Raw genomic sequence first — 13,520 nt, forward strand, 5'->3', positions numbered from 1 at the left:
CCGTTTTATTTGAGAAAGACAAAAGATGAGTGCAATCGTTGACATCGTCGGCCGCGAAATTCTCGACAGCCGAGGCAACCCCACCGTCGAGTGCGACGTGCTGCTCGAGTCGGGCACCATGGGTCGCGCGGCCGTGCCTTCGGGCGCATCGACCGGTTCGCGCGAAGCCATCGAGCTGCGCGACGGCGACAAGAGCCGCTATCTCGGCAAGGGCGTGCTCAAGGCGGTGGAGAACATCAACACCGAGATCTCCGAAGCCGTGCTCGGCCTGGATGCCAGCGAACAGGCCTTCCTCGATCGCACGATGATCGACCTGGACGGCACCGACAACAAGGCGCGCCTGGGCGCCAACGCCACCCTCGCCGTCTCGATGGCCGTGGCCCGCGCCGCGGCCGAAGAATCGGGCCTGCCGCTGTATCGCTACTTCGGCGGCATGGGCGGCATGCAGCTGCCGGTGCCGATGATGAACGTCATCAACGGCGGCGCGCACGCCAACAACAGCCTCGACCTGCAAGAGTTCATGATCATCCCCGTGGGCGCCAAGAGCTTCCGCGAGGCCGTGCGCTACGGCGCCGAAGTGTTCCACGCGCTCAAGAAGATCCTGGGCGACCGCGGCATCAGCACGGCGGTCGGCGACGAAGGCGGCTTCGCTCCCAGCGTCGAAAGCCACGAAGCGGCCATCCAGCTGATCCTGGAAGCCATCGACAAGGCCGGCTACACCGCAGGCGAGCAGATCGCGCTGGGCCTCGATTGCGCGGCCAGCGAGTTCTACAAGGACGGCAAGTACGTGCTGTCGGGCGAAAACCTGTCGCTGTCGGCCGAGAGCTGGACCGACATGCTGGCCAACTGGGTCGACAAGTACCCGATCATCAGCATCGAAGACGGCATGCACGAAGGCGACTGGGACGGCTGGAAGCACCTGACCGAGCGCCTGGGCAAGCGCGTGCAGCTGGTGGGCGACGACCTGTTCGTCACCAACACCAAGATCCTGCAGGAAGGCATCGACAAGGGCATCGCCAACTCGATCCTGATCAAGATCAACCAGATCGGCACGCTCACCGAGACCTTCGCCGCCATCGAGATGGCCAAGCGCGCGGGCTACACGGCCGTGATTTCGCACCGCTCGGGCGAAACCGAGGACAGCACCATCGCCGACATCGCCGTGGGCACCAACGCTGGCCAGATCAAGACCGGCTCGCTCTCGCGTTCGGACCGCATCGCCAAGTACAACCAGCTGCTGCGCATCGAAGAAGACCTCGGCGACATCGCCAGCTACCCGGGCCGCGGCGCGTTCTACAACCTCAAGTGATGCCAGCCACCCGGCTCGCCAGGCCGCGCACCTCGCCGCTCCCTCTGGAACGGCAGCGCGGCCGCTCCGGCGTGCGGGTGGCCTAGACAGACGCTCATGCGCGCGCGCTTCGTCCCCCCCATCGTCCTGCTGCTCCTGCTGGCCGTTCTTCAGTGGCAGCTGTGGAACGGGCGCGGCAGCGTGCGCGACGTTGCGCAACTGCAGACCAAGCTGACCGACCAGAAGGAAGCGAACGCCAAGGCCACGATCACCAACGAGCGCCTCGCCTCGGAGGTCAACGACCTCAAGGACGGGCTCGAGATGGTCGAAGAGCGCGCCAGGGCGGAACTCGGCATGGTCAAGCCGAACGAAGTGTTCGTGCAGATCGCGCACTGACCCTCCACTTCCCCGCCTGCCGATGCCCGAGCTTCTCTCGGCCCCCGCTTTTGCGCTCTGGGGCTCCCCCGTCAGCTGGCTCGAACTCGTGGCCGCGGTCCTCGCGCTCGCCATGGTCGGCTGCAACATGCGCGAGATCCACTGGGGCTGGCCCTTGGCCATCGCCAGCTCGCTGCTCTACGTCGTCGTCTTCGCCAAGGCGCGCATCTACGGCGATGCGTCGCTGCAGGTGTTCTTCGCCTTCGTCGCGCTGTGGGGCTGGTCGCAGTGGCTGCGCGGCCATCGCAGCGACGGCAGCGCGCTGCACGTCAGCCGGCTGTCGCAGCGCGGCATCACGCTCACCCTGGCGGCCTGCGCCATCGCGTGGCCCGCGGTCGCCCTCTTCCTTCGCCGTTTCACCGACACCGATGTGCCGTGGTGGGACGGTTTCTCCACGGGCCTGAGCCTCGTCGGGCAATTCCTGCTCGGGCGCAAGTTCATCGAGAACTGGCTCGTCTGGTTGGCCGTGAACGTTGTGAGCGTGGGCCTGTTCATCCACAAGGGGCTGTGGCTCACCGTCGGCCTGTACGCCGTGTTCGCCGTGCTCAGCGTGGCCGGCTATTTGGCATGGCGGCAGCGCCTGCCAGCGGCGGAGCGCGCATGACGCCGATGCTGCCGACCGGCTGCGTCATCGCGGTGCTGGGCGCCGAGAGCACCGGCAAGACCGAGCTGGCGCGCGCTATCGCGCAGCGCCTGCAGGAGCGCGGCATTCCGGCCACGCTGGTGGGCGAATACCTGCGCGAATGGTGCGATCGCGAAGGCCGCACGCCGCGCCCCGACGAGCAACAGGCCATCGCCGACGAACAGACCCGCCGCATCGACATCGCCGCCGCAACAGGCGTGGTGATCGCCGACACCACCGCGCTCATGACTGCGGTCTACAGCGAACAGCTCTTCGACGACCGTTCGCTCTACGCCGGCGCACTTGCGGCCCAGCGGCGCTGCGCCATCACGCTGCTCACGGCGCTCGATATTCCCTGGGTCGGCGACCACTTGCGCGACGGCCCCCATGCCCGCGAGCCGACCGACACGCTGGTGCGCGCAGCGCTCACGGGCGCAAAGCTCTCGTTCGCCGTCGTGCACGGCACGGGCGCCGAGCGCCTGGCCAGTGCATGGAACGCCATCAATTCGATCGCCAGCGGCGATGAGCGCGAAACCCGTGCCCGTGCGCGCGGCAAGGCCGACGCAAAGCCCGCCGCCTGGACATGGCCTTGCGAGAAGTGTTCCGACCCGGAATGCGAACATCGGCTTTTCACAGACCTGATCGGGCGGCGCGAATAAGCACACACCGCCGTTCTTCCCCGGAGACCTGATGCCCCTGCACCCCGCCCCGCGCACCGCCTCCCTCCTGCCGATCGTCATTGCCGCGCTCCTGTCGGCCGGCCCGGCGCTCGCGGCTCCCGTCGCCGCGACCGTCGAGAACGGCACCACCCCCACCGCCTGCGCCGAGGAAGACAACGTCTCCATGGTGCTGCGCGGCGACGGCATCCGCCACATGCGCATCGAGGCGCTGCAGCCCGACTACCTCGACAAGATCGGCAACGACGTCACCGCGCCCGATTTCTCGGGCTGCAATTTCGACGGCGGCGCGCACCCCACCGACCCGGCGCACCGCTTCAAGAAACGCACCGTGGTGCTGCTGGACAACGCCGAGTGGCGCATCGTCGGCATGACCCTGCCGACCTTTTGGCGACCGCAGCGCGTGCCGGTGCAGGTGGGTGCGCGCAACGACCGCGGCTTTCACCTGCTGCAGGTGTTCAAGAAGGAGAACGGCAACGCGCTCGAGGCGATCGTGCTGTACCCCTCCGACGGCTACTGGCGCCTGAAGCCGCTGCCCGAGGCGCGATTCGGTGACGGCGTGTACGGCTCGTCGTTCCTGCTGGGGCCGGTCGAGCAGGCGGGACGGCCGGTGGTGAACATCGCGTCGATCCGCGTGGTGCCGAAGCCGCTGGCGATCCATCTGCGCTTCACGAACGGTGGCAGCGCCGTGGCGCGCGTTGAGGAGATCAGCCGCAAGCGTACGGCGCTCGACGTGACGCTGTCGAAACCCACGGCGAGTACGCAGCCCTTCGCGGTGCTGCGCTCGATGTACGTCACGCCCGACAACGCGGACATGAGCGAAGTGCGCTGGCAGGAATCGCCGAATGCGGCATTGCAGGCCAGGCCGCTGCCCGAGGTGAAATCGCTGAACGCCACGCAGGTGCGCTTCGGCCGCAGCCTGCCCTCGAAGCACAACACGAGCGCACCCGACATCGAGTTCAGCGGCTTCGACGACGAAGCCCGCTAGCCCGAACTACCCCGCGCGCCGTACCTCGCCCGGCGTCACGCCGAGCACCCGGCGCATGCACCGCGCCATGTGGCTCTGGTGCGAGAAGCCGCTCTCCAGCGCCACCAGGCTCGCCGGCATCGCGCTGCGCAGCAGCAGGCCGCGTGCGCGGTCCACGCGGCGGTGCACCACGTACTCATGCACCGGCAAGCCGGTGGAGCGCTTGAACTGCGTCTTCAGGTGTGAAGCGCTCAGGCCGACGATGTCCGCCAGCGCGGACAGCGACAGATCGCCATCGAGATTCGCCTCGATGTATTCCGTCACACGCCGCAGCTGCAGCCGCGACAGCCCTTGCACGGACGCCGTCTCGATCTTCTGCCCCGCGATCAGGTGCACGGCCAGCGCGGTACCCAGGCTGTCGGTGTACAGCGTGCCGTTCGGAAAGCCGGCGCGCCGCTCGGCATCGAGCGCGAGGGCGATGTGCTCGATCTGCGCATCGCGGAACTGGTGCCGCTCGCCGAGCTGGGCGCGTTCGGCAGGCAGGCCCATCTCGTCGGCCGTGCGCTGCAGCAGCGAGGGCGCCATGCGCACGACGATCGAGGTGCTCGGCGCCTCTTCGTGCCAGACATCGGTCGCCCCGGCCGGCAGGATGTCGAGATCGCCGCGCGTATAGAGGAACTTGTGAAGCCTGCACGCGCCCGGCACCGGCGCGCCCGCGTGGAGCTTGATGCGGTGGTCGGGCAAGGCCTCGTAGCCGACCACGCCGGCCGGGGTCTGGCGCATGTCGACGCGCAAGCCGGAGGGAGGAGGCATCACGAAGCTGTCGGCCGTCATTGCCAGGTCGGTGTAGCTCATCGGAAAGATTATCTGCCGCGACCGCGCGGCATGCCATTGTCCGTTTGTGCTCCGGCGCGCCCGAACGTGCGCGACCGTTCGGCCGGCGATCCCGATCATTCGCAGCCATGAACTCCACTCGTTTCAAGGCATGCGAATCATGAACAAACCCTACGCGGGCAAGAAGGCCGTCATCACGGGCGGCACCATCGGCATGGGCCTGGCGACGGCGCGGGCGCTGCTCGAAGGCGGCGCCGAGGTGCTGGTGACCGGGCGCAATCCGGAGAACCTCGAAGCGGCACGCCGCACGCTCGGCCCGGGCGCGCATGTGCTGGCATCCGACACTGCCTCGCTGGCCGACGTCGACACCCTCGCCGCCACGGCACGCGAGCGCTTCGGCCACATCGACCTGCTGCACATCAACGCGGGCATCGCGACGCTGGAGCCTTTCGAGCAGGTGACCGAAGCGGGCTACGACCGCGCCTTCGCGATCAACACCAAGGGCCCGTTCTTCACCGTGCAGCGCCTCGCGCCGCTGATGCCGCCGGGCAGCGCGATCGTCTTCACCTCGTCCATTGCGGACGAGGGCGGCATGCACGGCATGAGCGTCTACAGCGCCACCAAGGCGGCGCTGCGCTCCTTCGCCTCGGGCTTCGCGGCCGAACTGGTGACGCGCGGCATCCGCGTGAACGTGGTGAGCCCCGGCTTCATCGACACGCCCACGCTCGGCATCGCCGACGCGACGGCTGCCGAGCGCGCGGAGTTCATCCGCATCGGCGACCAGATCACGCCGATGCGCCGGCACGGCACCGCCGCCGAAGTTGCGCGCGCCGTACTTTTCTTCGCATTCGAGGCCACCTTCACGACCGGGGCGCGGCTCACCGTCGATGGCGGGCTGGGGCAGAACCTCACGCCGGCTGCGGACTGAAATCAACACCCAAGGAACACACGACATGACAGACGTTTCCCTCATCGGCCTCGGCCCCATGGGCATGGCCCTTGCGCGCGCCCTTCAATCGAAATTCACGCTGACGGTATGGAACCGCACCGCCGAGCGCGCGACGCCCCTGCTGAACCAGGGCACGGTGCTCGCGCCGACCGCGCTCGCCGCAGTGCAGGCCAGCCCCGTCGTGCTGGTCTGCGTGGCCGACTACACGGCGTCGCACGCGATCCTCGCCGCGCCCGGCGTGGCCGACGCGCTGCGCGGCAAGGTACTGGTGCAGCTGAGCACCGGCACCCCGCAGGACGCGCGCGAAGACTGGGCCGCCCTGAGCGGTGTGGCCTACCTGGACGGCGCCCTGCTCGCCACGCCCGGCCAGATCGGCCGGCCCGACACGCCGCTCTTCATCTCCGGCGAGGAACGCGCCCTCACCGCCTGCCGGCCGGTGCTCGAAGCCATTGCCGGAAACATCCAGTACATGGGCGAGCCCATCGGCAACGCGGCCGCCTGCGACCTCGCCACGCTCTCGTGCATGTTCGGCGCGATGAGCGGGTTCTTCCACGGCGTGCGCATCTGCGAATCCGAAGGGCTGGGGGTGGACGCCTTCTCGCAGATGATCGGCGCGATCTCGCCGGTGCTCGGCGAAATGATCAGCGCCGAGGGCCAGGCCATCCACGCCAACCGCTATGGCGAGCCCGAGAGCTCGATGGCCACCTGCGCGGGCTCGGGTCGGCTTTTCGTGAAGCAGGCGCGGGAAGCGAAGCTCGATGCGAGCTTTCCGGATTTCCTGATGAGGTTGTTCGAGCGCTCATTGAGCGCCGGTTTTGCGAATGAGCGGCTGGCGGCGATGGTCAAGGTGCTGCGCTAGTGGCCCGCGCGCGGCTGCACGGCCGGGTGTGGCCATGCAAGCCGAGCTTCTTCAGAAAGCCGCATTCAGGTTGAACCCCAGCGTGACCTCCGCCGTCCGATAACCCTGGGGCTTGCTGAAGGGTGCACCAACGAAGAAGTCGTAGCTCAACTTGCTCCACTGACCGCGCACGCCGACCACGGCACCCGCCAGGTTCCGGCCGAGCGTGTCGATGGTGGAGCGGCCGCCGACGTGGCCGTAATCTGCGCCAACGTAGAGCTCCGCGCCGCTCTGCCCCATGGCCCATCCGATGTCGTTGCGCAGCAGCCAGCCGCGCTCGCCCATGAGGTTCGTCTCGCCGTCAAAGCCACGTACCGTGTAACGCCCGCCGATGGAGAAGCGGTCTTGCGGCGTGAGTGGCGTGCGGTTCCACTGGGCGCGGATCAGGCCGGAGTACCGCAGCTTTTGCTCACCGAGCTTGAACGGCGCGTTGAGGCTGATGTCTGCGGTGTAGAGCTTCAGGCGCGAGGTGCCCTCGCTGAACTCTTCTTCCGGCGCGATGCGCGATGGTTGCGGCTTGCAGCGTGAGATCTTGACCGTTGCTGGCGATGCGTCCGCCATCGTTACTGAGCGTGCCACTCATGGCGATTGTTGTGGTGCCCGTGCCGAACTGGACGATCTCGCCGCCATTCGTGTTGACGAGATTCGAGAGCTTCAGACCGAGCTGCTTCGCGTTGAGCTTGCCGGCGTCGTTGACCAAGGTCTGTGCCGCCCCGCTGTTGGCGGTGACGCTCAGGGTGCCGGGTGTCACGACCATGGCTTTGCTCGTCGTCACATTGCCCTGAGTGGCCGTGACCGCGATGTTCGAAGCGCTGGTCTTGCTCCCCGCGAGATCGGCGCTCGCGCCTTGTAGCAAGGTATTGCCGGCGGCGATGTTGTTGCCGTTGGCGACCAGCGCGCCGGAGGTCGTCACGCGCAGATCGCCTGTGCTCGCGAGCTTTCCATCGCTCTGGATGCCCGCACCCAACACACCGGTGCTGCTGCTCAAGCTGTCGGCCGTGATCGTCGTATGGCGGCCCGCGGTGATATTCCCGTCGTTGACCAACTGGCCGCCTACGGCCATCGTGGTGTCGTTCGCGCCGCGCATGTTGCCGGTGTTGTTGACGCTGCCCGCCTTGACATCCAGGTCGGTGGCCGCGCTGATCTGCCCCTGGCTGTTCTTCAGCGCCTCGGCCACGCCCAACCGGGCGGTGGACTGACGCGACTGGACCACGCCCTTGGCGTTGTCCAGCGATCCGGCATCGAGCACCAGCGCCTGATTGGCCACGACGGTGCCTGCCCTGTTGTCCAACGCGCTCGCAACACCCATGTTGACGCGATTCACGCCGGACACGGTGCCGGCGCTGTTGTCCAGGCTTCCGGCGTTCAGAACAGTGTTGCCACTCGCGGCGATGGTGCCGCGCCGATTGCTGGCGGCGCCTCGGGTGACACTCGATATGTCGCCGGCAGCCGCGATGCGCCCCATGTCATTGCTCAGAGCGCCAGCCTTCATCGAGAGGTCGCGTCCGGAAAGAATGTCGCCGCCGCTGTTGTTCGCGAGGGCTCGTGCCGTCAACGAGAGGTCCGCCCCCGCAGCCGTTTGCACCGAGCCGCTGCGATTGCTCAGGCTCGCCGCATCCAGCGCAAGATTGCCGTTGCTGGCAACGCGACCGCCGTCATTGTCGAGCGTGCCGCTCATCGCAATAGTGGTCGCTCCTGTACCGGTCTGCACGATCTCGCCGCCACTGGTGTTGGCGAGGTTCGAGAGCTTCAGGTCGAGCTGCTTCGCGTTGAGCTTGCCGGCGTCGTTGACGAGGGTCTGCGCTGCGTTGCTATTGGCGGTGACGCTCAAGATGCCCGGCGTGACGACCGTGGCCTTGCTGGTGATCACGTTGCCCTGCGTTGCGGTGAGTGCGAGGTTCGCAGCGCCAGTTTGGCTCCCTGACACGTCGACGCTCGCGCCTTGCAGCGTGGCTTTGCCTGCTGCGAGGTTCGTGCCGCGTGCAACGAGTGCGCCATCCGCAGTCACACTCAAATCACCTGTCGTACCGAGCTTGCCGTCGCTCTGGATGCCTGCGCCCAGCACGCTGGTGCTGCTGCTTTGCACGCTGCCGGCTTTGATGGTGGTGTTTCGCCCCGCCGTGATGTTGCCGTCGTTGGCCAGTTGAGCGGTTACGGCCACGGTGGTGTCGTTGGTGCCGCGCAAGCCGCCGGCGTTGGACAAGCTACCGGCCTTGACGTTCAGATCGGTCGCAGCACCGACGTAACCCGAGCCGTTGTTCAAAGCGCCGCCGACGTTCAATCGGACCGCTGCCTGCGTCGACTGGACCGAGCCCTTGTCGTTGACCAGCGAGCCCGCATCGAGCACGAGCGCCTGGTTGGCGACCAGCGTGCCTGCCGTGTTGTTCACCGCGCCTTGAACGTTCGCCGTCAGGGTGTTCTGCGCGGAAACGGTGCCCCCTGCGTTGTCCAGGCTCCCGGCGTTCAGGGTCGTGTTGCCGTTCGCCGCGATGGTGCCACCCCGGTTGCTGGTCGCGCCGCTCGTGGTGCTCGATGCATTGCCCGCAGCCGTGATGCGTCCGGCGTCGTTGTCGAGGCTGCCCGCCCGGAGCGACGTGTTGCCGCCCGCGCTCATCTCGGCCTGGCGGTTGTCCACCAAGCCAGCCACCGTGACCGCCAGGTCCGATGTCTGCGCGGCCCGCAAGGTACCGCCCTTGTTGTTCAGGCTCGCAGCGGTGAAGGCCAGGCTGCCATTGCTCGCCAGCGTGCCGCCGCTGTTGTCGATGACGCCCGAGGTCGTGATGCGGGTGGCGCCTGTACCGGTCTGGACGATCTCGCCGCCCTGGGTGTTCACGAGATTCGAGACCTTCAGGTCCAGCCGGTTCGCGTTGAGCTTGCCACCCGCGTTGACCAGCGTCTGGCCAGGCTGCGCATTGGCCGTCACGCTCAGGGTGCCTGGGGTGACGATCGTGGCCTTGCTTGTTGTGACGTTGCCTTGTGTGGCTGTGACTGCGATGTTGGCTGCGCTGGTCTGGCTCACCGACAGATCGACACTCGCGCCTTGCAGCGTGGCATTGCCGGCAGCGATGCTGTTGCCGTTGGCAACCAGCGCGCCGGAGGCCGTGACGCGCAGATCGCCTGCTGCACCCAGCTTGCCGTCGTTTTGCACGCCCGCGGCGAGCACGCTGGCGTTGCCCGATGCGATGCTGCCTGCTGTGATTGTGGCGTTGCGACCTGCAGTGATGCTGCCGTCATTTGCCAATACACCGCCGACCGCGACACTGACATCGTTTGCTCCACGCAAGCTGCCGTCGTTGGTCATCGATGCCGCTTGGACGTTCAGGTCCGTGGCCGCACCGATGGCACCCTCGCTGCCGTTGAGCAGCTGGTTTGTCACCGTGAGTTGAGCGCCGCCTTGTGCCGACTGGATGCCCCCCTTAATGTTGTCGAGCGAGCCGGTCTTTAACGTCAGGCCCTCGTTGGAAGCAAGGGTGCCTTCGGTGTTGTTCGTCGCGCCGGCCACGGTCGCATTCAAGGCACCTGCCGCGGAGATCGTCCCGCGTGTGTTGTCCGCTTTGCCTCCGATGGCGAGCGTGGTGTCACCGGCGCTGGTCAGCGTGCCGTCGACGTTGATCAGGTCGTCGCTGGTGGCGATGTTCAAGCTGCCCGCATTGAGCTTGCCGCCGCTGTTGTCGAAGCGATCGACATTGGCGTTGAAGCCGTTGGTGACATTCAACGTTCCGCCGCGGTTGTCGAAGCTGGGCTGCTGGACCGTCATGCTGGCGAGGCTCATCGTCCCGCCGTTGTTGTTGATGTTCGCGCTCTGCAGCGTGATCGCTCCGCCCGCGTAGATGCGGCCACCGTCGTTGAGGATCGCACTCGCTGCAGTGATCGTACCTGGCGACGGCGGCACATACGGCGCAGGTGTGATGGTTCCAGCGGTGCCGGTTCCACCCGCTGCTGCCGGTGTCCCCTGAGTGGCGGTGCCACCGCCCGAGCCCGCACCGGTGTCCGTGCCGCCGCCGGGCTGCGACGGCGACAGCACAATCGGCTCCAGGCCGATCACGCCGCCGCTGGCGTTGCTCAAGGTCGGCGCGGAAATCTCCAGCGCCGCGTTGCTGGTCTGGCGGATGGTGCCGCCATTGCGGTTGTCGATGTTGCCCGCCGCGCTGGCGAGTTCGACGCGCACCCCTTCGAGCGTGCCGCCCGCTCCGTTGAAGGAATTTCCCAGCGTGTCTTGCGTGGCAACCTTCAGGTTGCCGCCACTGCTGATGCGGCCGCTGTTGGCAAGGCTCGCTGCGGCAAGGTTGGCATCGGCCGTGGCCTGGATCGTGCCGATGTTTTCGAGCCGGCCCGCGCTTGTCACCACGAGTTGCCCCGCGCCCGCCATCGCGGGCGTGCCCGGCGCGGCCTGGATCGTGCCGACATTGCGAACCCCAAGTCCGGCCTCGGTCCCGATGAGCACGATCTTGCCGGCGTACATGCCACCAAGCGCGGCTACGTCGAGCGCAAAGGTGGGCGTCGTGCCGGTGCCCGTGGTGGCGCTGATCTGGTTGTGATCGGCTGAGACCTGATTGGCGCCGGTCACGACTTTCAGTTCATTGGCCCAGATGCCTGCGTTGGCTTCCACAGCTCGGGCAAGAATGGCCGCGTAGTCGGTCTTGCTGGCATCGAGGCCCGCACCCTTGATGGTGATGGTGCCGCCACGCACGAGAAAGCTGTCGAGACCGCCGAACGCATTGAGCTGAGGCAGGCCCGTGGTCAGCGTGGCGCGGCTCGCGTTGATGAAGCCCGCGCCGTCCACGTTAATACCGGCCGGATTCGCAATGATGATTTCTGCGCGCTGGCCCGCAACCTCCATGTAGCCGCGCAACTGGCTCAGGTTGCCGCCGTTGACTTCGTTCAAGATGATGCGCGCCGGACCTCTGGCGAGGAATGGGTTGCCCTGAACGATGCCGCCTAACTGCGTCTGCGCATTCGTGCGGCTGTTGTTGAAGATCGCGCCGTTGGGTCCGACGTTCAACTGGTTGAAGACGTTGCGCGAAACACCCGCCGCCGAAGGCGTCTGAATGTTGATGAGCGGCACGCCGTTGGGTGCCACCAGCACGGTGGGACGCAGGTTGCCGGGAACGTTGGGGGCACCCACGATCTGGGCCTGTCCGGGTAACGCCACCAGCGCGCCGAATAACACCACGGCAGCCGCCACCTTCGCTGGTGCTGTTGCTGCCGATCCATCCGTTGCCTTATTGGTCCCCTTGCCGTCGCTTGCCGCTGTTTCCTGCACCACCATGCGAATACCGCGCGCACGGTTGAAGACGACTCTATAAAGCGACTTGTTCATGTTTCTTTTTTCCCTGGGATCGCGCAACGTGACAGCCAAGCGCGGCGCAGGAGCAACATGCTGGCCCACTGACACTGGCATCAATGGATCCGGATTTTCCGAGGACCTCCGCATCGCAAATGTCAACAAGATTCAACGCGCACAGATTCACACGGCATGCGCAATAAATGTCACGCCGTCGAATCAATCGGTGAGTCTTTAAGTTGTATCGACGTGATCGACTGTGGCTCGACTGCTACCGTTCCACAGGTAGCTCAAGCGACTTTCCCCTCACACTCCTGGGGCTACTGTTCAGTCCGTCAAGGCGCCTCGTGCTCTGGCAGGTTTCTTTATTGGCATTGACTCCGCGACGTGCAGGAAGTCGCCCAATTAAGTAGTCTCACGCGGACCGGCGTGAGCGACCCGGCATGGCGGGTGTTTCGCTGGAAGTGCTGCCGAGCCGGACTCGAATCGGCACGCAACGACATAGCCATCAGCGGTGCTTCTTGCGCACCTCCGCTGACATCAGTGCGTCCTACTGAACGATCGGACTGCCCGGAATCTGGTCCGTCGGCGGCCTGAAGATCTGCGCCGCATCGATCGCGTCGAAGCGGTACTGCTTGCCGCAGAAGTCGCAGCCCACCTCGATGTCGCCGCGCTCGGCCAGGATCTCCTCGGCTTCTTCCACGCCGAGCCCGCGGATCATCTGCGCCACGCGCTCGCGGCCGCAGGTGCACGCGAAGTGCGGGCCCAGGAGGCCCGCCTGCGGTTCGAAGCGCAGCAGCTTCTCTTCCCAGAAGAGGCGCCGAAGAATGGTCTCGATGTCGAGCGTGAGCAGCTCGTCGCGGGTGAGGCTCGAAGCGAGGATCGAGATGCGGTTGTAGTCCTCGTTGCGGCCGATCTGGTCTTCGTTGGCCTGGTCGCGGTCCTTGTCGGACGTGCCTTCGAGGTTCCCTTCGCCCTTCACCGGCAGGCGCTGGATCAAAAGGCCCGCGGCCACCTTGTCGTCGGCCGCGAGCACCAGCGTGGTGTCGAGCTGTTCGCTCTGCAGCATGTAGTGCTGCAGCACGTCGCTCAACTTGCCGAGCTTCTCGCCTTCGTCGCCGAAGAGCGGCACGACACCCTGGTACGGCGTGGCGCCCGGGAGCTTGTCCTTCGGGTCGAGCGTGATCGCGCAGCGGCCCTTGTTGCTCACGTTGACCATGTCGGGCAGGCGCGCATCGGCCGGCAGGTCGCCGATCACCTTGGCGGTGGCGCGCAGGCTCAGGTCGGGCTTGGCCTCGGCCACGGCCACCTTGACCGGACCGTCGCCGAAGATCTGCAGGATCAGCGCGCCGTTGAACTTGATGTTGGCCTGCATCAGCGTGGCCGCGGCGGTCATCTCGCCGAGCAGTTCGGCCACGGGCGGCGGATAAGCGCCGGTAGCTGTATTGGAGGCGCGCCGCGCAAGGATCTCCTGCCACGCATCGGTCAGGCGCACGATCATGCCGCGCACCGGCAGGCCATCGAACAGGAATTTGTGCAGCTCGCTCAAAACGGATTCTTTCTGTT

Annotated in this window: 9 protein-coding genes and 2 pseudogenes; 7 read left to right on the forward strand and 4 right to left on the reverse strand. The window is 66.5% G+C overall.

Annotated elements, in window-relative coordinates; genetic code table 11:
* The first annotated feature begins 25 nt into the window (after nucleotides 1-25).
* The 5 genes from eno (at nucleotide 26) to RT97_RS14405 (ending at nucleotide 4,010) form a co-directional block, all read left to right on the forward strand.
* Nucleotides 26-1,309 carry a phosphopyruvate hydratase gene (gene eno / locus RT97_RS14385; RefSeq protein WP_013540608.1) on the forward strand — a complete coding sequence of 428 codons (1,284 nt, stop codon included), beginning with the start codon at nucleotides 26-28 and terminating at the stop codon, nucleotides 1,307-1,309.
* 96 nt (nucleotides 1,310-1,405) lie between these two features.
* On the forward strand, nucleotides 1,406-1,684 hold the full coding sequence (ftsB, locus tag RT97_RS14390) for a cell division protein FtsB (protein WP_042579475.1): 279 nt from the start codon (nucleotides 1,406-1,408) through the stop codon (nucleotides 1,682-1,684).
* A 22-nt stretch (nucleotides 1,685-1,706) separates the two neighbouring features.
* Nucleotides 1,707-2,327, forward strand: coding sequence for a nicotinamide riboside transporter PnuC (pnuC, locus tag RT97_RS14395; protein WP_042579476.1), 621 nt, complete (start codon nucleotides 1,707-1,709; stop codon nucleotides 2,325-2,327).
* Nucleotides 2,324-3,004: an AAA family ATPase gene (locus RT97_RS14400; RefSeq protein ID WP_052810664.1), complete on the forward strand. Its 681-nt coding sequence runs from the start codon at nucleotides 2,324-2,326 to the stop codon at nucleotides 3,002-3,004. Before pnuC ends, RT97_RS14400 begins: the two co-directional genes overlap by 4 nt.
* A gap of 31 nt (nucleotides 3,005-3,035) precedes the next feature.
* Nucleotides 3,036-4,010, forward strand: coding sequence for a hypothetical protein (locus RT97_RS14405; RefSeq protein WP_042579477.1), 975 nt, complete (start codon nucleotides 3,036-3,038; stop codon nucleotides 4,008-4,010).
* Nucleotides 4,011-4,016: 6 nt separating this feature from the next.
* On the opposite strand, the gene RT97_RS14410 is transcribed toward RT97_RS14405, so the two are convergent.
* Nucleotides 4,017-4,844, reverse strand: a complete 828-nt coding sequence (locus RT97_RS14410; protein ID WP_042579478.1) for an AraC family transcriptional regulator — start codon at nucleotides 4,842-4,844, stop codon at nucleotides 4,017-4,019.
* A gap of 139 nt (nucleotides 4,845-4,983) precedes the next feature.
* On the opposite strand from RT97_RS14410, the gene RT97_RS14415 reads away from it, so the two are divergent.
* Nucleotides 4,984-5,751, forward strand: a complete 768-nt coding sequence (locus RT97_RS14415) for an SDR family oxidoreductase (protein ID WP_042579479.1) — start codon at nucleotides 4,984-4,986, stop codon at nucleotides 5,749-5,751.
* A 25-nt stretch (nucleotides 5,752-5,776) separates the two neighbouring features.
* Nucleotides 5,777-6,631 (forward strand): NAD(P)-dependent oxidoreductase, encoded by an 855-nt coding sequence (locus RT97_RS14420; protein WP_042579480.1) that lies wholly within the window; start codon nucleotides 5,777-5,779, stop codon nucleotides 6,629-6,631.
* Between the two features lie 51 nt (nucleotides 6,632-6,682).
* Here RT97_RS14420 and RT97_RS32510 read toward each other — a convergent pair.
* The 3 genes and pseudogenes from RT97_RS32510 to RT97_RS14435 all read right to left on the reverse strand — a co-directional run.
* A pseudogene (locus RT97_RS32510) lies at nucleotides 6,683-7,168 on the reverse strand (ShlB/FhaC/HecB family hemolysin secretion/activation protein); the annotation flags it as partial.
* Between the two features lie 373 nt (nucleotides 7,169-7,541).
* Nucleotides 7,542-11,990, reverse strand: a pseudogene (locus RT97_RS14430) (two-partner secretion domain-containing protein); the annotation flags it as partial.
* A 514-nt stretch (nucleotides 11,991-12,504) separates the two neighbouring features.
* Nucleotides 12,505-13,503 (reverse strand): Hsp33 family molecular chaperone HslO, encoded by a 999-nt coding sequence (locus RT97_RS14435; RefSeq protein WP_042579482.1) that lies wholly within the window; start codon nucleotides 13,501-13,503, stop codon nucleotides 12,505-12,507.
* Nucleotides 13,504-13,520 lie beyond the last annotated feature (17 nt).

It is taken from the genome of Variovorax paradoxus (assembly GCF_000834655.1).
GTDB classification, from domain to species: domain Bacteria; phylum Pseudomonadota; class Gammaproteobacteria; order Burkholderiales; family Burkholderiaceae_C; genus Variovorax; species Variovorax paradoxus_F.